We start from the raw sequence: 19,416 nt of genomic DNA, 5'->3' as shown, positions 1-19,416 counted from the left end.
ACTTGCTGGAAGATTGAAAATGTTATAACATAACAATAGTAATGCTTGCCCACTGCCTAAAGTCATGCCTCCAATGAGCCGCCGTATCGATGTGTTGCTCGACCGCCTAGGTGCCACAGGCTCGTTGCTGTGTGCCATCCATTGCGCTCTGCTGCCACTGCTGATCGCAGTGCTGCCCTCGATAGGCATGGCTGCGTGGTTGGGTGATGGGTTTGAAACCGGATTTGTGTTGTTTGCGACATGCTTTGGGTTGTCGGTATTAGCGTGGAGCTATCGCCGGCATCGGACAATGCATGCGCTGGCCTTGCTGCTGCCTGGCCTGGCGGTGTTGTGGGTCGGTATCTTGTATGCACCGTTGCACCATTCGCTGTTGCCACATGCGCTGGCAATGACCGCCGGCGGTACCTTGGTGGGACTGGCGCACGTTAGCAATCTGCGCCTGAACCATCGGCATGTGCATGGTCCGGCCTGCGCCCATCGAGCGTGCTAGAATGCTGGGCCTCGCGCGCGGCGCGATCTACTCAACACGAACCGATTCAGGAGCAACACGATGGGCAAGGGCGACCGCAAGACAGCCAAGGGCAAGCGCTATAACGCCAGCTATGGCAATTCGCGTTCACATTCGGTAACCAAGGCTGCCGGCACTGCCGCTGCGCCGGTCACCAAGAAGACGGTGAAGGCACCGGCCAAGAAAGTTGTGGCCAAGAAAGCGTAATTCACCGCGTTGGTGTTGCTTGCCGAAAGCCCCGCACTGCGGGGCTTTCGCATGTGTGCAGGATTATTTTCCAGCACCGGCTTCGATGGCTGTCCAAGTGCGCAACAAATTGCCGCCAAGAATTTTGCGGATGTCGGCATCGTGATAACCGCGCGCCTGTAGCCCGGCGACGAAGTTGGGGTAGTCGGCTACGCTTTTGAGTTCGGTGGGTAATTCGCCATCGACGCCGTCGAAATCCGAACCAATGCCGATGTGATCGACCCCAATCAATTTCACCCCGTAATCGATCTGGTCGAGTACTTGCGCCAAGGTGCTGGTGCGCGCTGGATGGGTATTTGCCCATTCTTTTTCGAAGGCATCACGGCTTTGCTCTGGCTGGCCCTGCGCCTTACGCATGGCATTGCGTTGGTTGAAGTCGTTGATGGCGCGAAAATGCGCCTGGGTCACGGCGGCACTGGCCGGGTCGATGAAAGGGGTGCCGAATGGGATCTGCACCACGCCCCCCTTGGCTGCTACGGCACGCGCAAGTTCATCACTGATATTGCGTTCAAAGCCGGGGGTGAAATGACGGAACGCCGAGTGGCTGGCAATCACTGGCACGGTGCTGATACGAATGGCCTCCGCTGCCGAGGCATCGGCGAGGTGTGACACGTCCACCATGATGCCGACGCGGTTCATTTCGGCCACCACCTGTCGGCCAAAGGGACTCAAACCATTCCACTGCTTGTCCTGCACATAGGATGAGTCAGCGATGCGGTTGTTGGCACTGTGCGCCAAGGTGATATAGCGCACGCCGCGATTGAAGAAAAACTGCACATTGGCCAGTTTGTCCCCCAGCGGCGCGCCGTTTTCCATACCCAGCGGCAGCAGCACATGCCCATTTTGGCGTAAGCGTTGTGCATCTTTGGGGGAAGTGAGCAAGGCAAATTTATCAGGATGCCGCTGTACCAAGGCTTCGATACTGTCGATCATCTGGTTTGCGGCCTGCCAAGCCGTGCCCTCCGCGTCTTGTTTGGCGGAGGTGTAGATCGACATGAAGGCCACGTCCAATCCACCTGCGCGCGCGCGCGGATAGTCGAATTCGCGGGCCTGCGCCGGAGCACCAAGATCGGTCCAGTGATCCAGTAAATTCTCGGGTGCATCGATATGGGTATCCACGATGATCGCGCTGTGTGCCAGCTTGCGCGCGGCGTCGGTGGCTTGTGCGTGGGCAAGCGGGGTAAACAATAGGCAAGCGACGGCAAGCAAGGTCAGGCGCATCATGGTCTCCAATCGTTAGGGCTGCAGCTGGCCGGCCACATACACGCCAGCGGCCAACCGACCGCCCAGCCAATAGCATAATTCCGCCGGGTGGGCGACATCCCAAGCCACCAGATCCGCGCGCTGGCCCACCCGCAACAGCCCGCGGTCATGCAGGCCCAGCGCCTTGGCCGCATGCACGGTGGCCCCGCGCAGGGCTTCTTCGGGCGTTAATTTGAAGTGCGTGCAAGCCAGTTGCATCGCTTGCCGCAGCGACAGCAACGGCGAAGTGCCGGGGTTGCAGTCGGTGGCCACCGCCATCGGCACGGCGTGCGCGCGCAGCAGCGCCAGCGGTGGCAGTTGGGTTTCGCGCAAGACATGAAACGCGCCCGGCAGCAGCACCGCCACGGTGCCGGCCTGCGCCATTGCGCGCACGCCATCTGCGTTGGTGTATTCGATATGGTCGGCAGACAGGCCGGCAAATTCGGCGGCCAGTGCGGCACCGCCCAGATCGCTGAGTTGATCGGCATGCAATTTCACTGGGATGTCCAATGCGCTTGCGGCGGCAAACACCCGCCGCGTCTGCGCGGGCGAAAACCCGATGCCCTCGCAAAACGCATCCACCGCATCCACCAAGCCTTCGGCATGCAGTTGCGGCAACCACGCGATCACCGCGTCGATATAGCCATCGGCGTCGTCCGCAAATTCCGGCGGCAGTGCGTGTGCGGCCAGATAGGTCGTGCGCACGGTGATGTTCAAGTGTTCGCCCAATTGGCGCGCCACCCGCAGCATTTTGCGTTCGTTGGCAAGGTCCAAGCCGTAGCCGGATTTGATCTCCAGCGTGGTTGCGCCATCGTGCAGCAATGCTTGTGCGCGCGGCAGCGATTGCCGCAGCAGTGCATCCTCGCTGGCGTTGCGCAGCGCGCTGACACTGGCGCGAATGCCGCCGCCGGCGCGGGCGATGGCCGCGTAGCTGGCGCCGTTCAAACGCATGTCGAACTCGCCGGCGCGGTTGCCGGCAAACACCAGATGGGTGTGGCAGTCGATCAGGCCGGGGGTCAGCAGACGGCCGGCCAAATCGGTCACCTGGGTCGCGCTGGCATCGGCAGGCAGCGCGTGCATCGGCCCCACCCACGCAATGCGGCCATCGGCGCAGGCCAGCGCGCCATCTTCGATCCAACCAAACGGTGTTTCGCCATCCAACGTGGCCAAATGGGCGTGGGTCAGCAACAGATCCCAATGGGGCGTAGACATGCGGGGCGGTTCCATGGCGTGCGGGGATAACCCAATTATTGCAGGCCGCGCACAGTGGGCCGATACAATGCGCGCATCCACACGTTGGGATTGCCATGAACACACCGATTGCAGGCTGGCGCGGCCGCATTGACCTCCCCGAGGACGCTTCCACCCGGCGCTGGCATCAAGCGGTGCAAGAGCTGGTTACCGAAGCTGCGCCCGGGGTGGCGGTGCTGGGGTTTGCCTGCGATGAAGGCGTGCGCCGCAACCATGGCCGCGTGGGCGCTGCCGAAGGTCCGGCAGCGTTGCGCGCGATGCTTTCCAACTTGCCGGTGCTGAATGCTGCGCCGTTGTACGACGCCGGCACCGTGGCCTGCACCGATGGTGATCTGGAAACCGCGCAACATCGCTATGCCGAGGCCATGGCCGCGGTATTGGATGCGGGGCATTTTGCGGTGGGTTTGGGCGGCGGGCATGAAATCGCTTTCGCCAGCTATCAAAGCTTAGCCAAGCATCTGGGCGCGCGCCGCCCGCGCGTGGCCATCGTCAATATCGACGCCCATTTTGATTTGCGCAAACAAGACCGAGGCAGCAGCGGCACGCCGTTTTTGCAGGCCATCGAACACGCACGTAGTCTGGGTTTGCCGCTGCAGTATTTGGCCTATGGCATCAGTGCCTCGGCCAATACGCGGGTGTTGTTTGATAGCGCCGATCAGTTAGGCGTGCACTATGTGATGGATGATCAGTTGGGCGTGCTGGAATTGCCGCAGCGGCTTGCCGAACTACGCGAAAAATTGGCCGATGCGGATGTGATTTATCTCACCATCGACATCGATGGTCTGCCGCATGCAATGGCCCCGGGCGTGAGCGCGCCGGCGGCACGCGGTGTACCGATGGAGGTGGTGGAGCCACTACTGGATGCGGTAGCCGCCACCGGCAAATTGAAGTTGATGGATGTGGCCGAACTCTCGCCGCCATTGGATCGTGACAACGTGACGGCCCGCGTGGCGGCGCGTTTGATCCATCGGGTGACGCATGCGGTGATACGCCAACGGCAATCCAGCAACGGGGCGTGATACCCGCGCAGACCTATTTGTGACGCAATGCAGGCAGCAGTGGGGTGATATCACCGTCATTGGCCTCGGCGGGCAATTGCAGCAAGCGCATCAGTAGCGGATACACATCCACATTGTCGAACACCGGCAATGTCACCCCCTGTGCAAATGCGGGGCCTGCGGCAATGAACGTGGCGCGCATCTGCGGCAGTTCCGGGTCATAACCGTGCGAGCCGCGCGTAGTCGGTGGTTGCTGCATCCGATAGCTGTACTTCTTAGGCCACAGCGCATCCCAGCCCATATCCATCTGGCAGACGATGGCGGGAATGCGCGGGTGCGAGCCGTAATGCCAATGTGTAGGCAATTCGTGTTTACGCCAGCATTGGTAATGCGGGTGGCGGCCCAATAGCTGTTGTTCTGCGGCAGTGGTTTTGCCGGGCAGTGGCGCAAACGAAATCACCTGGCCATCGCTGACGGCGGTGGCGATATCGGCGGCAACCATGTCGGTGGTGGCGATGGCTTGGCCGGCCGGCACGGTGGCAAAGCCGTGATCGGAGACCACCAGCAAATTGGTGGTGGCCAGTGCGTCGTGGGTGCGCAGGCCTTGCAGCAACGTCGCAAGCGCAGTGTCCACTTCGTGCCGGGCAGAGATCGCTTGCGTAGACTCCGGCCCGTGGTTGTGACTGGCCTCATCCACTTGATCCAAATACATCGTGACAAACCGAGGCCGCTGCCGGGCCGGTAGGGCCAACCATTGCAATACCTGCTGCACACTGTCGCTGGCACGAGTGCCGTCGTGGTATTGCCGCCACTGCCAGGGGCGGGTGCCCGCAATCGCCGCTTCACTGCCCGGCCAGAACATGGTGGCGCTGCGCTGCCCCGCGCGTTGCACACTGACCCACACCGGAGTGGCCCCCTGCCACCAGCCGCTGGCCTCCACCGCGTCGCGGTCAGCCGTGCGGAAACTGCCAAGAGCCGCGTCGGCCATCGAGTTGTGCACCAAACCGTGGTGGTTTGGGCGCAGCCCCGTCACCAAGGTGTAATGGTTGGGAAATGTCAGCGACGGGTAAGACGGTCGCATTCCCTCTGCACGCACATTGGCAGCCCCCAACGCCGCCAGCGTGGGCATTTGCGCAGGTGTGATGTCGGTTGGGCGCAACCCATCCACCGACACCAGCAATACAGTAGACGCCGGAGATGCTGGCGGTTGCGATGCACAACCGGCCAGCATCAAACATGTGAGCGCAACAGCGCGAAGCAATAGGGTGGGCATGGTGGGCATCATAGTGATAGCGGCGTTCCGGTTTTGCTGCACAACCCGTCGAGTAGGTGATGCAAAGAGGCTTCATGAAACGCACGAAAGCGTTGCGCATCAAAATTAAAGCGACCGGCGCGATACAGCGCAATCAAGCCGTGCGAATGCGCCCACAGGCTCATCGCGATATCCCAGGGGTCGCCTGCGCGCAGCAGGTGGTGGTGTTGTGCGTGCAGCACGGCATCGTGGATCACGTTGGCGGTGGGCGAGCGGCCGGCGCGGAAGTCTTCGGGGTAGCGGCGGGCATCGCTGCGGCGGGCGGAGAATGCGTAGTCGAACAGATGCGGGTAGGCCAGCGCGTAATCCAGATAAATGCGTTGGCTGGCCAGCAGGCGCGTGCGTGGGTCGTGGCTTTGGCGTTGTGCGTCCCAGTGGCGGGTGATTTCGTGGAAGCTGTCATCGCAGATGCGCCGTAGCAGGGCGTCGCGGTTCTTGAAGTGGCGATAGATCGCCATTGGGCTGATGCCGACCCGCGCCGCAATTTTGCGCATGCTCACGGCATTGGCGCCTTCGCGTTCAAACAGGATGCGGGTGGCGTGCAGGATGCGGGTGGCGGTATCTGGTTGCGGCATGCGTACAGCGTACACATTGGGTGGAAATTTGCGTGAATTTATGCCGTGCGGGGCAAATTTCGCCAAATGTTCACTGTTGCCCAATGGGCGTGCGGCGCAAACTTAATCCACCCGTTTTCGCAGCCGGATAGCCGCCATGACCACCCATAATCGCCACGACCCTTCCCGCAGCATTCGCGCGCCACGCGGCAACCAGCTCACCTGCAAAAGCTGGCTGACCGAAGCGCCGTTCCGCATGTTGCAGAACAACCTCGACGCGGAAGTGGCTGAAGATCCTGCCTCGCTGGTGGTGTACGGCGGCATTGGCCGCGCCGCGCGCGATTGGGCCTGCTACGACAAGATTCTGGACACCTTGAAGACTTTGGGCGACGACGAAACCTTGCTGGTGCAGTCGGGCAAGCCGGTGGGCGTGTTCCCCACCCATGCCGACGCGCCGCGCGTGCTGATTGCCAATTCCAATCTGGTGCCGCATTGGGCCACATGGGAGCACTTCAACGAGCTCGATAAAAAGGGTTTGATGATGTACGGGCAGATGACCGCCGGCAGCTGGATCTACATCGGCAGCCAGGGCATCGTGCAGGGCACCTACGAAACCTTTGTCGAGATGGGCCGCCAGCATTACGGCGGATCGCTGCAAGGCAAGTGGATTTTGACCGCCGGCCTCGGCGGCATGGGCGGCGCACAGCCGTTGGCGGCGTCGCTGGCCGGGGCGTGTTCGCTCAATATCGAATGTCGGCAGTCGAGCATCGATTTCCGCCTGAAGACGCGCTATGTCGACGAACAGGCCAGCGATATTGATGACGCGTTGACGCGCATCGCGAAATACACGGCGGCCGGTGAAGCCAAGTCCATCGCGCTATTGGGCAATGCCGCAGAAATTTTGCCGGAATTGGTCAAGCGCGGCGTGCGCCCGGATTGCGTCACCGATCAAACCTCGGCACATGATCCGGTGCACGGCTATCTGCCGATGGGCTGGAGTGTCGAGCACTGGCTGGCCGAGCAAAAAACCAACCCGGAAGGCGTGCGTGACGCGGCCAAGCAATCCATGCGCGTGCATGTGGAAGCGATGCTGGCCTTCCACGCGCAGGGCATCCCGACCGTCGATTACGGCAACAACATCCGCCAGATGGCGTTTGATGTCGGCTGCGAGAACGCGTTCGCCTTCCCAGGCTTCGTGCCGGCGTATGTGCGCCCGTTGTTTTGCCGTGGCGTGGGCCCGTTCCGCTGGGTGGCGCTGTCCGGTGACCCCGAGGACATCTACAAGACCGATGCCAAGGTCAAGGAATTGATCCCGGACGATGCGCATCTGCACCACTGGCTGGATATGGCGCGCGAGCGGATCAGCTTTCAAGGCCTGCCGGCGCGCATTTGCTGGGTGGGTTTGGGTCTGCGTCACAAGCTGGGCTTGGCCTTCAACGAGATGGTGCGCAATGGCGAACTGAAAGCACCGGTGGTGATTGGCCGTGACCATCTGGATTCTGGCAGCGTGGCCTCGCCCAACCGCGAAACCGAAGCGATGCGCGATGGTAGCGATGCAGTCAGCGATTGGCCCTTGCTCAACGCGATGCTCAATGTCGCTGGCGGTGCCACGTGGGTATCGCTGCACCATGGCGGCGGCGTGGGCATGGGCTATTCGCAGCACAGCGGCGTGGTGATCGTGTGTGATGGCAGCGAGGCCGCCGACAAGCGCATCGCCCGCGTGTTGTGGAACGACCCCGGCACCGGCGTGATGCGGCATGCCGACGCCGGTTATGCGATCGCGCAGCAGTGCGCAAAAGAGCAGGGGCTCAAGTTGCCGATGCTGTAAACCCTGTTGCGTGACAGGCAAGACCAATCAAAGCGCAGCGGATAACGCCGCGCTATCGGGGCAGGAACGGCGGGAAGCGCTCGCCTAACCATTCCGATGCGGGCAGGGCTTGTGAAAACAAGAACCCTTGCCCGCGCGTGCAGCCCAGCGCAATCAGCATATTGCGCTGTGCTTCGGTTTCGATACCTTCGGCGATCACCTCGATCCCTAGTGAGCTGGCCATCGCCAATACGGCGCGTACCACCGCGGCACTGCTACCGGTGGTGCCATTGCCGGGCTCTAGGTCACGCACAAACGAGCGGTCGATCTTCAGCGCATGCATCGGGAAGCGATGCAAATAACTCAGCGACGAATAACCGGTGCCGAAATCATCAAGTGCAGCCAGCACGCCCGCCGTGCGCAGGGTTTCCAGCGTAGCCAGCACCTGATCCGGGTTTTCCAGTAGGGCATCTTCGGTAATTTCAACGCGAATACAGTGCGCTGGTACGCCATGGCTGGCTAGAGTTTCCAACAGGCGGTTGGCCAAGTCCGGAGAATGAAAGCGGCGTGGTGATACGTTTAATGTGACGTAGCGTCCATCGATGGCTAGGGCTGGAATGTGCTGACAGGTCGCAGCTAGCATCTGCCAGTCGATATGTTCGATGCTGCCGCTGTCTTCGGCCACTTTCAAAAACTCACCGGGCAAGACGATGCCACGATGCGGGTGATGCCAGCGCAACAGCGCTTCATAGCCCATGACCCTGCCATCAGATAGATCCACGATGGGCTGAAATGCAGGGACAAACTCGTGGCGTTGAATGGCATAGCGCAGCTCGCTTTCCAGCTCCAGCAAGTGCAGGGCTTCTTTGTGCAGGCCCTCATCGAACAGGGCGAAACAGTGGCGGCCACGCGATTTTGCGCGGTACATCGCAACGTCGGCATCGCGTAGCAACTCTTCAGCCAAACGGTAGCGTGGCCCGGCCAGTGATATGCCGATGCTGGCCGAGGTGAACAGTTCCTTATCGCCAATATTCATCGGTTCAGACAACGCCAAGATCGCGCGCTGAGCGGTGTGGCAGGCATCCTCGGGGCTACTAATACCGGTCATCAAGATGGCGAATTCATCGCCACCCAAACGCGCCACCATGTCCTGACTGCGAATGCTGCTGGTCAGGCGGGTAGCGGCCTGTTGCAACATCATGTCGCCAAACATGTGGCCCACACTGTCGTTGATGACCTTGAAGCGATCCAGGTCGAGGAACAGCACGGCAAAGCCTTGCTCTGCATCGCGTTGTGAACGCGCCAACGCAAGTTCGATGGCATTGATCAAGCAGGCCCGATTGGGTAGGCCAGTCAATGCATCATGCAGGGCCTCGTGCTGCAAGCGTTGTTCGGCTTGCTCGCGCACGTGGATTTGCTCGCGCAGTTCGGCTACGGCGGTGGCAAGTTCTTGGGTACGATCTTGCACACGACGTTCTAATTCGGCTTGGGCTTTTTTGCGCTCCAACGCGGTCATGATGTGCTGAGCCACATAGGCCAGCAGGGCGCTGTCCTCCATGCTGTAGTGCACGCCAGTCTCGTAGGTCTGCACCACCACAGCGCCGCGCACGCCACTGTCGCCAATAATTGGCACACCCAGAAAATCCAGCGCAGGTGTGCCTAAGCCAGTGCCCGTCGGGATATGCAAGTCTTCCGCTACCTTGCGGGCCGAGCCGCGTACCGGTTTGCCGTGACGGATCAGGCCAAGGGTGAGACTGTCTTTCATCTGGATCGCCGGTACCGCGCGATCGACTTGATACATATTGGTGTCTTTGGCATCGGCAAAATAAATGAAGCGCACACTGTCATTGCCATGGTCGTAAAGCGCAATGAAAAAATTGTGTGCGTACATCAACTCACCTACAGTCAGGTGGATGCTGCGCAGCATGTCTTCCATGCTCAATTGACTGCTGGCCAGATCTGCGATGCTGTACAAGGCGGCTTGTAGCTTTGCACCGCGCTTGCGTTCGCGGACTTCCTCGGTCAGTGCTTGGGTACGTTCTTCGACACGGCGCTCCAGTTCATCGCGCGCCTGCCAGCGGGTCAGCGCAATCAAAATGTGGTGCGACACAAATTGCAGTAGTGCTTGATCTTCCAGAGTGTAGCGATTGGGCTGATCGTAGCTTTGCAACACAATTGCGCCACGCACCAAGCCATCGTCGATCATTGGCACGCCTAGCCAGTCGGCACTTTCCGGGCCGCATTCAATCGCATCGACATCCAAACCAAACTCTGCACTGACTAGCCGCGATGGCCCCATGGCCGGGCGTCCGGCGCGGATGACGCCCAAGGTGAGACTATTGCCCAGCTCATCAGCGCTGAATTCGCGCTCCGGGTCAACCGGACGCGGGTCTTGTTCGTCCGAAAAATAAATAAAGCGCACCGTGTCTTTGCTGTTGTCGTGCAGCGCGATGAAAAAATTTCGCGCATACATCAATTCACGCACCACATCGTGGATGCGGCGCAGCATGTCGGCCATTTCCAATTTGGCCGAAGCAAGATTGGCCACGGCATACAGGGCTGCTTGCAAGCGTGCGGTCTTGCCCAGACGATCGGTGGCGATTTGCTGGTCGCGCAGTTCCAGTGCAGTGCGCACGCGTGCGGCAATCAAGACTAGGAAATCTTGCCACGCCGAGGATTGCGGGTCGAAATTGTGATTGACTGCCGGTGGATCCACTGACAACCAAGTACCGGCAGGCGTACCGGCCAGTTCAAACTGTAGGTGTTGCTTTGCCGATGGCGGGCGGCGCGGGTGCAGCGACACCACGGCCGCAGAATTGTCTTCAACCAATGGCGAGCTGCTGGTCGGTGCCGCAACCCAATGCAGGCGCAGGTTATGCAGACCAAAGCGAGATTCGGTTTCACGCGCAGCGATGGCCTCGATCTGATCGAGACTGGTGGTGGCAAACAGCGCCGACACGAAGTCGATACCCGGTCCCATGCCCGAACCGGTACCGCCCGCATCGCGCGGCCCCCTGTATTGGACGCGCGTGCTCATGGCCCGAGTGTACGCTTAATTTTTACAAAGACATGCCCACCCGTATGGGGCTGTCATGCGCGGTGGGATTGGTTTCTAGTGCAACAAAATGCGGCGACGCAAATTGCGGGCGTCGATCATGCACCGTTGCGTAACAGCAAGCCGACATACACCGCCAGCGAGACGATCACATAGCCATTGTTGACCCATACTTTGCGCGTTGGATTGTCGCGGCTACTGGTGACATCCAACAAAAATTGCCGCAGCAAAAAGGTGTACAGCACGTAGTACAAAAATGGGGTGATGCTGACATACCACGGATAGTTGTCGATGCTCTTGCCAAACCGCGCCAAGATCCAGCCGATCTGTGAATAAATGCCCAGGATGCCGAGTGCCGCATTGATGAACATCCACTGGATTTCGTCGCGGCCAAAGATCACCAGATAAAACGCCAGATACACCAAAATTGCGATGCCGCCGTGCAGGTATAGAAACATCAAATCGGGCTGGCTGGGGCCATAGGCCAAGAAAAATCCGGAGAGCCCAAACATCAGCATGTGAATGCCAAAAAACGGATAGATAAACCACATTTGTGACCGCATCTTGGCTGCGGTATCAAAATCTTCGCGTTTGAGCTGGGCCATCGGCGTTCCCCTTCGCAGCGCCTTGGTGTGCATGGATATCATGCACCCGCACGCGGTCACTGTCAGAGCATATTCACCCGAAATTTGCGGCCTTTGATTTTGCCGGCGCGCAATTGCACCAGCGCGTGCTTGGCTTCGGCGCGGGCGATGGCCACATAGCTGCGGGTGGCAAACACATCGATCTTGCCGATGGCATCTTTGCCTAGGCCAGCATCGCCGGTGAGCGCACCCACGATATCGCCGGGGCGCAGTTTGTCAGTGCGGCCGGCGTCGATACGCAGGGTGGTCATTGCGGCTTGCGGCACATCACGCGGCTTGCCATCCAAGGCGGCGATGCGTTGATAGCGAATGGGCTCGGCTTGGCGGGCTTCGATCAAACTGGCGCGGTTGCGTTCGTTTGCGGCCACCAAACTCAACGCGAGCCCCTGCTTGCCGGCGCGGCCGGTGCGGCCAACGCGGTGCAGATAGGTATCGGCATCGGTGGGTAGTTCGTAATTGATCACCGCGCCGATGTCGTCGATATCCAAGCCGCGTGCGGCCACATCGCTGGCAACCAGCACATTGCAGCTGCGGTTGGCAAAGCGCACCAGCACTTCGTCGCGGTCGCGCTGCTCCATGTCGCCATGCAACGCCAGTGCGTTGAATCCGTAATGCGCCAGCGAGCCCACTACTTCCTCGGTGTCCTTGCGCATATTGCAAAACACCACGCTGGAAGCGGGGCGAAATTGCAGCAGGAGTGCGGCCAATTGCGGTGCGCGGCGTGCCGGTTCGGCATCAAAAAAATGGGTTTCGATACTGGCCGGTTGCGCGCCACCTTGTACGCTGACTTCCAGTGCATCGCGCAGCATGGCGGTGGCCAAGCTGCGGATGGGGTCGGGGAAGGTGGCCGAGAACAACAAGGTCTGCCGGTTTTTTGGACAGCGTTTGACCAAGGCGCGGATGGCGTCCTCAAACCCCATGTCCAGCATGCGGTCGGCTTCGTCCAGCACCAAGGTGTGTACCCCACGCAGGTCCAGTGCATCTTTTTGCACCAGCTCCAGCACCCGCCCCGGCGTGCCCACCACCACCTGCGGCGCATGTGCCAACGAGGCCAGTTGCGGGGCCAGCGGGATGCCGCCACACAGCACCGAGAGTTTCAAATTGGCAATGCCGGTGGCCAGCTTGCGTAACTGCTTGCCCACTTGGTCGGCTAGTTCGCGGGTGGGGCAGAGCACCAAGGCTTGCGTGCGGCCGGCAGCCGGGTCGATCTTGTGCAGCAGCCCCAGCCCGAACGCAGCCGTCTTGCCGCTACCGGTGGGGGCCTGTGCAACCACGTCACGGCCCTCCAAAATCGCCGGCAATGCCTGCGCTTGGATGGGGGTGAGCTGGGTGTAAGCCAGTGCATCAAGGCCGGCGCAAAGCGTCGGTGCAAGCGCCAATTCGGCAAAGGTGGTGGGCGTAGTCATGGCCTATGATCGCAGTTTTGCGCATGGCACCGCCTGTTTTCAGCCGGAGGATTGCGATTACAAAGGGCGGTACGCATGTGTACCAACAGGATTCAGTCAGGCCTGTTAGCCTCTGCCAAACCTCGCGCAGCGGCCGCGCCGCAAAGTTCAGCACGTATGCGAATACGCAACGATCGCACCTGCTCTTTGGCACTTTGTTTGCTGCTGGCCGCTTGTGATCAGCAACGCACGCCGGAACAAGTGCAAGCTGAATTGCTGCGCAAATTGCCGGTGACCTTGCACGACCGTGAAGGCTGGGCGCGTGATATTCAAGCGGCATTTGCTGCGCAAAAGTTAGACCCCAGCAGCGCAAACCTGTGCGCGGTGCTGGCGGTGGTGGAGCAAGAATCCACCTATCGCACCGATCCACCGGTGCCCGGCCTGGCCACCATTGCACGCAATGAAATCAACCGGCGTGCGGAAAAATTCCACGTGCCTGTGCTCATGGTGGATGCCGCATTGCGCCTGCGCGCACCGGATGGGCGCACATACGCCGAACGGATTGCGCTGCTGCGCACCGAGCAGGAGTTGTCGGCCTTGTTTGAAGAGATGATCCAGCGCGTTCCCATGGGCGAGCGCTTACTGGCACGCTTGAACCCGATACGCACCGGTGGGCCGATGCAGGTGCGTATCGATTTTGCCGAACGCCATCTGCGTGGCTATCCGTATCCCATGCATGGCAGCGTGCGTAGTGAGGTGTTTAGCCGTCGTGGCGGGCTGTATTTCGGCATCAAACATCTACTGGACTACCCCACCGATTACCCGCAGTTGCTGTATCGCTTTGCAGATTTCAATGCGGGCTGGTATGCCAGCCGCAATGCCGCGTTTCAGCAGGCGGTGGCGGTGGCCAGTGGTCGCAAGCTGGCGCGCGATGGCGACTTGCTGGCACCGGATGCAGCGATGGATCACCCCGGTGCTACCGAAGCGGCTTTGCGCAGCATTGCCGACACATTGGGAATGCGCGCTGCCGACATTCGCACCGCACTGGGCAAGGGTCGCAGCGCCGCGTTTGCCGACACGCCGCTGTATCAACAGGTGTATGCGATTGCGGATGGCAAGGGTGCCGGCAAACCACTGCCACGCATGCGGGTGCCGGAGATCACGCTGGACAGCCCCAAGATCACACGTACATTAACCACCGCGTGGTTTGCGCAGCGGGTCAATAGCCGCTGGACGCAATGCATGGCACGTTGAGTGGGCGCTGCATGCCACGCCGCAATGATGCAATTCATCCACGGTTGTAGGCGGCACGCAGGCGGCACACTAGACTGGCGTGTAGCCCCCCGCCGCGAAGCCGCCGATGTCGTTCCGTTGGACGTTCCCTTTACTGTGTCTGTTGCTGATTTCCTGCAATCGCGCCCCCGCGCCTGCGCAGACTAATGGCGGGCCATTGGAAGCCCCCGCACCGGTGGTGCAGCGCAAAGAGCAGGCGCAAATCGACTGGTCGCCGGTGCGGTTGGAAGCCGGCGATGCGTGGGTCGATTGCAGCGCCGATTACCGCCAAGGTGATGGCCGTCCGGTGTTGTCGTTGGCCTATCTAGACCTGCGCAACACCCTACAGGACTGCCGCACATCTGGGCTGGTGCGGCTGCGCTACAAAGGCAAGGTGTCGGCCAGTTTTGCCGCACTGGCCGAGCGCACCGGCAAGGTGGCCAATGATCTGGGCATCGGCAAGCGGATTTTGGATATTGATTCGGGTGGCGGCAGCGTGGAGGCCGCGATGCGTGCCGGCGATGCCATCGGCGAAAATGATTGGACGATTTGGGTGCGCGGCGATTCGGTGTGCCATAGCGCCTGCGTGCTGTTGCTGGCCGCTGGCGACATGCGCGTGATCGTGGGGCCGGTGGGTGTACATCGGATGATTCGGGTCAAATCCACCGCGACATCGCGCAAAGAATTGGGCGAAGAATTGCGTCGCCTCAGTGATGAATTGCGTAATTATCTGGAGCGTAACGGCGCGTCCATCGAGGTCTATGACCTGATGACCACGGTGCCCAACCGCACGTTGAAAATCCTGACGGACGCAGAATTGGAACAGTTTGGTTTGGCCGGTGCCAATGCAGTGGAAGATGATCTGGATCGCATCCGTTTGGCGCGGCGTTGCGGGATCGAGTTTTTGCAACGCCGCGACACCTTCCGCCGCGCGTACGAGGCGCAATGCGTGCAGCCTGCTGATGCTGCCAATCAAGACGTGGCAGACATCAACACTTGCGGCCTGACCCTGCGCACGCGCTACGGTTTCCCCGACCCCAAATGCCCGGTTGAAAGCCCGATGGCCGAACTGGATGGTGCGGTGCTGGCGATGCCGACATCCACCCCGCCAGAACAAGCCGCGCAAGCCAAGGCGGAGGATGCACAAGCCAAGCGTGATGATGCCGGCGGCAAGCCAGATGCTGCGAATAAAACAGAGATAGAGAAGGCTGCGGCGCAGCCTTAAATTGCGTTAGGCGGCTGCCCGGTCGTTGATTCCCGTCTCAATGGTTCATACGGAGACTACTCATGAAATCCGCATCATCTCGTTCAGAAAAGCGACCCGCCGTGAAGCGCGCATCTACTTCAGTCAAGTCCAAGACTGACTTCGCTCGCCTTCGTTCGGCCAAGGGTGAACCTGCCCCCGATCATCCGGAAACCGAGGTTCGTCATATCGTTCGCGGGGTTGTCCGCCGTGGCCTGCAAGTACAGCCACCCAAGTCCGCAATTTCGTTGCGGGTGGATCAGGACGTGCTGGAGTGGTTCAAGATACAGGGTGCCGGCTACCAGACCCGTATCAATGCCGTGCTTCGTGCCTTCCGTGATGCATCGGTCTAACGATGCGTTCAAGCCGACGCAGTTTCGCGCGCCGGCCTAACTCAATCCTTAGCGCCCACCGCCACTATTGTTGAATTGACGTCGCGCATTTGACTGCGCTATAACCAAGCCGCTGCTAGTCCAGCAGTGGTTTAGATAAAGAGACAAAATGATGCAGCTAAAAGCGGTCTTGGTGGTAGCTTTGTCTGTTGCCTGTTTATCGTTAGGAGGTTGCGCAACAACTAGCCAAGGGACATGGGAGATAAGCGGAAAATGTTCCGGCCTACCCAGTAAGCCAAGCTGTGAAATTGGCGGAAAAATTGGCGGCACATGGGGTGGCGGTGGCGGCGGGAATAAGAAGCTGGTTGCTTTGGCGCAGCAAGTTTTAGTCGCCGCTGATGTGGCTGATGCCGCGCAGTTTTCGATTGATGTAAGCGGTTCGACTATCACTTATCCGGACTCAGGAATAGTGACCCTGATGCTTAAGAACAGCAGCACAGGGGTAGTTAGAGCAACTAAGGATTTCAGTTGGATCCGATCGGGGAACATCCTGAAACTTGCGGATCCGGATTCGGTAAATAACTGGGCTCTATCAAGTGGCGGGGATGCAAATGAAATTACATATAGCTTAAAACGATTTCAGGTGAACTCTGGCTATGGGGAGCAGGTCATCTCTGTCGCATCTAAGTACGAAGATGTAGTTACTGCGGCAGCAACGTCAACTTATTACCGATGCACAGCATATCCGTCACCTTATGCGTGTCGCATTGATTGATTTCAAATGCTTCGCGATAAATTCGCGGAGCATTTTATGCCTCGTCATGGCCTGCATCACGGCGACTCTGTCTGCATGCGTCAGTATTCCTGACAACTTACAGCAAAGTATTTCGTGGCGAGGCGCTCATTTGACTAAAATAATTCGCTTTGGTTCAAATTTTTTTATATCAACGGCTAGTATCCTTCCTGGGGAAAAGCGAAGTATCGCAACTAAGATGCAAATTACAGCCTGCTCAGATGAAAACCATCAGATCAGTATTTTTGTTAGGAGTGAGCGAGATGGATCTTTAGAGAGGTCGTACTGCAATAACCTTCTCGCTGCTACAAAGTGGGTATTGAAAAGAAGCGGAATAAGTAGCAGTAGGTTTAGTTATGATATTACGTTAGTGCCTGTTGGTTATGCATATTCAAAAAGCAGATCGAGACTTCAGTCTAATGCGTCGCTTAGTTTGTATTATGCGTTTCCATTAGATCAGTATGCGATCAAGAAAAGCATTGCAGCCGGATCCACATCTATTGCCCATGAAACATTTCATGTGGCTAGTGCCGTTCTGGGTGTTCGTAGAAGCGTTCAAGACGAAGAGTTTCTTGCATACAGAGTGGGAGCTTGTGCTCAGTTTGCAGCCACCGGATTCCTAGCATGGGAAGACTTGCAGCGTGCTGATCTGATGCGTCAAGGATTAGGGGGTAACGCCGGGATATCGTCATCTATCGGCGCGGCAACGGCTCATAGTTTTAGTAAGTATTTTGATGATACTGGTGTTGTGTTAGAGGGTTCGAGACTGGGTGATGAGCTAACGGGTAGTTGCGAAGAGTTAATGCGCTCTGCTTTTGAATGACGCACGGGGTATCACGGCGGGCAGTCACTCCTGTTCGAAGCGCTGAAGTTCTTCCAACTGTGCCAGTGCCTTGCGCAGGCTGCCGCCGGTCAAGCTGTTATCCATTTTGCGGCCAAATGCGGCGCGTTCGGGGCGGCGTGCCCAGCGGTGAAACCAGGCTGTGGCCAGCAAGCCAATGATGCCGATGGCGTAGCCGCTCACCACCAGCGAGGGTGCTGTGGCCAGCAAGTCCACATCCTTCAGCCCGGTCAACACCTGCAAGATGGCGACCCACAAAAACCACCACGGCAGGCCGGCGATCATGCCGCTGCGGATGTACAGGGTGCGTGCACGCAGCAGGTGTTTTTGGATATCGAGCACCGGCTGGCTGTAGTCCACCTTGCCCAGTTGGCCCAGCACCACGCCGGCACAGATGATGGTCAGCACGCCATAGGCATGCACCAGCACGCCGGCGACAATCGTGGCGAGATGCACGGGGTGGCTCATCCACAGCAGGGCGGCGAGTGCGATGAACGGCAGTGCGAACAGGATTTGTGCGATCTGTCCCCAGAACAGTGGGCGCAGTGCGCGGCGGGTTTGGTAGGTGCTGCGCTCGTGCAGGGCGTGCAGCTTGAGCCGGTTGTCCAGTTCCAAGCGGCGGTCGAGGGCCTGCCAGGCCGATTTGACGTCGTCGAGTTCCATCGTGGTGTCCATGGTTGTGTTGCTCACAATTGGTGGCGGATGCGCTGTTTCAGGCGGTTGATCTTGGTTGAGACATTGCTTTCGCTGATGCCCAAAATCTCGGCGATGTCGCGCTGCGGGCGGTCGTCCAGATACAGCAGCAACAGGGCGCGATCGAGCGGTGCTTGTTGCTGGATGAAGCGCTGCAACTGTTGCAGCTGTTGCTGATGCTCGTGATCGCAGGCATCGGTGCTGGCGATGTCGTGCAGGTCGGCATCCAGTGGCACCGCGTCGTGACGGCGGCGGATGGCTTGCTCGCGCACATGGCTAATCGCCACATTCAAGGCAACGCGATACATCCACGTGCTGAAGCTGCGTGCGGGGTCAAAGCGCGGGTAGGCGTGCCACAGCTGCGCGGTGATCTCTTGCGCCAGATCGTCGCGATCCTCGGCCAGACGTGCGTAGGTGTTGGCCACCTTGAACACGATGCCGCGATGGCGTTGCAACAACGTGGCAAAGGTGTCGCGGTGGTCGTGTGTGGTCATGCTGGCGGCAATGGTAGGCATGGTGTCCTTGGCGCGGTCATCGCGCTTGTCGAAACCATGATTCGCATCGGTGTGGGCGTTCTCACACGCGCCGCAAAAAAATTCAGTCGATGCGCATTACGCGGATTGCGCCACTCGGATTTCAACATCATCCAGCCGCACCCGCTGGCCGGCGCGAATTTTGGCGGTCTTGCGGCGTTCTGTTACGCCATCCACACACACCTCACCGCTGGCCACCAATTGTTTGCCAGCGCCACCGGACTCACACAGGCCCACCAGTTTCAATAATTGATTGAGTTCGATGAAGTCATGGCCGGGGTCGAGTTCGAAATTTAGTGTTTGCATATAAAACTCAGGGGAGTGGAATGCGCGCGCGCTGGCCGTTGCGTTCGATGACCACGCCATTGCGTTCGATGGCAATCACGCTGAGCCCATTGCTGCGATCGCCTTCGCCCATGCGTTGACCATCGAGGATGACGAAACGTTTGCCGGGGTCGGCATCCCACATATGCATGCTGAGTTTGACCGCGGGTAGGGCGGTGTCGGCGAGGTTGGGGGCAGCGGTGCTGGCGGTTGGATGTGGCAGAGCGACCGCCGGTGCGGGCGCAATGTTGGGCGCGTGTGCGGGTGTGGCGGCGACTGGCTGCGGTGTTGTCGCCGAGGTTGCAGCAGGTGTTGTAGCAGGTGTTGCAGCAGGTGTTGCAGCAGGTGTTGCAGCAGGTGTTGCAGCAGGTGTTGCAGCAGGT

20 protein-coding genes are annotated in these 19,416 nt (G+C 59.5%); 9 read left to right on the top strand and 11 right to left on the bottom strand.

The features are described 5' to 3' along the window. Positions 1-64 precede the first annotated feature (64 nt). Positions 65-490 carry a MerC domain-containing protein gene (locus PK789_RS03565; RefSeq protein WP_324307075.1) on the top strand — a complete coding sequence of 142 codons (426 nt, stop codon included), beginning with the start codon at positions 65-67 and terminating at the stop codon, positions 488-490. A 60-nt stretch (positions 491-550) separates the two neighbouring features. Then, positions 551-715, top strand: a complete 165-nt coding sequence (locus PK789_RS03560) for a 30S ribosomal protein THX (protein WP_324307073.1) — start codon at positions 551-553, stop codon at positions 713-715. A 63-nt stretch (positions 716-778) separates the two neighbouring features. Here the strand turns inward: PK789_RS03560 and PK789_RS03555 are convergent, their stop codons facing one another. Both PK789_RS03555 and hutI read right to left on the bottom strand, forming a co-directional pair. Further along, positions 779-1,975 (bottom strand): dipeptidase, encoded by a 1,197-nt coding sequence (locus PK789_RS03555; RefSeq protein WP_324307071.1) that lies wholly within the window; start codon positions 1,973-1,975, stop codon positions 779-781. 15 nt (positions 1,976-1,990) lie between these two features. Beyond that, entirely contained in the window at positions 1,991-3,208 is a 1,218-nt protein-coding gene (gene hutI, locus PK789_RS03550) for an imidazolonepropionase (RefSeq protein WP_324307069.1), read from the bottom strand. A 95-nt stretch (positions 3,209-3,303) separates the two neighbouring features. On the opposite strand from hutI, the gene hutG reads away from it, so the two are divergent. Next, on the top strand, positions 3,304-4,266 hold the full coding sequence (hutG, locus tag PK789_RS03545) for a formimidoylglutamase (protein ID WP_324307068.1): 963 nt from the start codon (positions 3,304-3,306) through the stop codon (positions 4,264-4,266). 13 nt (positions 4,267-4,279) lie between these two features. Here hutG and PK789_RS03540 read toward each other — a convergent pair whose 3' ends face one another. Further along, positions 4,280-5,518: an alkaline phosphatase family protein gene (locus PK789_RS03540; RefSeq protein WP_324307066.1), complete on the bottom strand. Its 1,239-nt coding sequence runs from the start codon at positions 5,516-5,518 to the stop codon at positions 4,280-4,282. 8 nt (positions 5,519-5,526) lie between these two features. Continuing rightward, positions 5,527-6,132 (bottom strand): TetR/AcrR family transcriptional regulator, encoded by a 606-nt coding sequence (locus PK789_RS03535; protein ID WP_324307065.1) that lies wholly within the window; start codon positions 6,130-6,132, stop codon positions 5,527-5,529. A 136-nt stretch (positions 6,133-6,268) separates the two neighbouring features. Between PK789_RS03535 and hutU the strand changes: the two genes are divergently transcribed. Beyond that, positions 6,269-7,939, top strand: coding sequence for a urocanate hydratase (gene hutU / locus PK789_RS03530; RefSeq protein WP_324307063.1), 1,671 nt, complete (start codon positions 6,269-6,271; stop codon positions 7,937-7,939). Between the two features lie 52 nt (positions 7,940-7,991). On the opposite strand, the gene PK789_RS03525 is transcribed toward hutU, so the two are convergent. From PK789_RS03525 to dbpA, 3 genes are all read right to left on the bottom strand, one after another. Then, positions 7,992-10,955, bottom strand: coding sequence for a bifunctional diguanylate cyclase/phosphodiesterase (locus tag PK789_RS03525; protein WP_324307061.1), 2,964 nt, complete (start codon positions 10,953-10,955; stop codon positions 7,992-7,994). 116 nt (positions 10,956-11,071) lie between these two features. Continuing rightward, positions 11,072-11,578, bottom strand: coding sequence for a hypothetical protein (locus PK789_RS03520; protein ID WP_324307060.1), 507 nt, complete (start codon positions 11,576-11,578; stop codon positions 11,072-11,074). Between the two features lie 62 nt (positions 11,579-11,640). Next, positions 11,641-13,023: an ATP-dependent RNA helicase DbpA gene (gene dbpA, locus PK789_RS03515; protein ID WP_324307058.1), complete on the bottom strand. Its 1,383-nt coding sequence runs from the start codon at positions 13,021-13,023 to the stop codon at positions 11,641-11,643. Between the two features lie 156 nt (positions 13,024-13,179). On the opposite strand from dbpA, the gene PK789_RS03510 reads away from it, so the two are divergent. From PK789_RS03510 to PK789_RS03490, 5 genes are all read left to right on the top strand, one after another. Continuing rightward, complete coding sequence (locus PK789_RS03510) at positions 13,180-14,256, top strand: DUF1615 domain-containing protein (protein ID WP_503011882.1); 1,077 nt, start codon at positions 13,180-13,182, stop codon at positions 14,254-14,256. 106 nt (positions 14,257-14,362) lie between these two features. Then, a complete protein-coding gene (locus PK789_RS03505; protein WP_324307055.1) occupies positions 14,363-15,499 on the top strand; it encodes a COG3904 family protein in 1,137 nt (378 codons plus the stop codon). 62 nt (positions 15,500-15,561) lie between these two features. Continuing rightward, positions 15,562-15,870, top strand: a complete 309-nt coding sequence (locus tag PK789_RS03500) for a BrnA antitoxin family protein (protein ID WP_324307054.1) — start codon at positions 15,562-15,564, stop codon at positions 15,868-15,870. A gap of 148 nt (positions 15,871-16,018) precedes the next feature. Then, positions 16,019-16,624 (top strand): hypothetical protein, encoded by a 606-nt coding sequence (locus tag PK789_RS03495; protein ID WP_324307053.1) that lies wholly within the window; start codon positions 16,019-16,021, stop codon positions 16,622-16,624. Between the two features lie 46 nt (positions 16,625-16,670). Continuing rightward, on the top strand, positions 16,671-17,465 hold the full coding sequence (locus PK789_RS03490; RefSeq protein ID WP_324307052.1) for a hypothetical protein: 795 nt from the start codon (positions 16,671-16,673) through the stop codon (positions 17,463-17,465). Positions 17,466-17,489: 24 nt separating this feature from the next. Here PK789_RS03490 and PK789_RS03485 read toward each other — a convergent pair whose 3' ends face one another. The 4 genes from PK789_RS03485 to PK789_RS03470 form a co-directional block, all read right to left on the bottom strand. Beyond that, positions 17,490-18,158: a serine/threonine protein kinase gene (locus PK789_RS03485; protein WP_324307050.1), complete on the bottom strand. Its 669-nt coding sequence runs from the start codon at positions 18,156-18,158 to the stop codon at positions 17,490-17,492. A gap of 11 nt (positions 18,159-18,169) precedes the next feature. Beyond that, positions 18,170-18,691: a sigma-70 family RNA polymerase sigma factor gene (locus PK789_RS03480; protein WP_324307048.1), complete on the bottom strand. Its 522-nt coding sequence runs from the start codon at positions 18,689-18,691 to the stop codon at positions 18,170-18,172. Between the two features lie 96 nt (positions 18,692-18,787). Further along, positions 18,788-19,015, bottom strand: a complete 228-nt coding sequence (locus tag PK789_RS03475; RefSeq protein WP_324307047.1) for an RNA-binding S4 domain-containing protein — start codon at positions 19,013-19,015, stop codon at positions 18,788-18,790. Positions 19,016-19,022: 7 nt separating this feature from the next. Further along, positions 19,023-19,416: general secretion pathway protein GspB (locus PK789_RS03470; RefSeq protein ID WP_324307045.1), on the bottom strand; the 394-nt coding region annotated here is incomplete at its 5' end.

This window comes from Thermomonas sp. (genome assembly GCF_035369645.1).
Lineage (GTDB): Bacteria > Pseudomonadota > Gammaproteobacteria > Xanthomonadales > Xanthomonadaceae > Thermomonas.
This window is presented reverse-complemented; position numbering and strand designations above follow the sequence as displayed.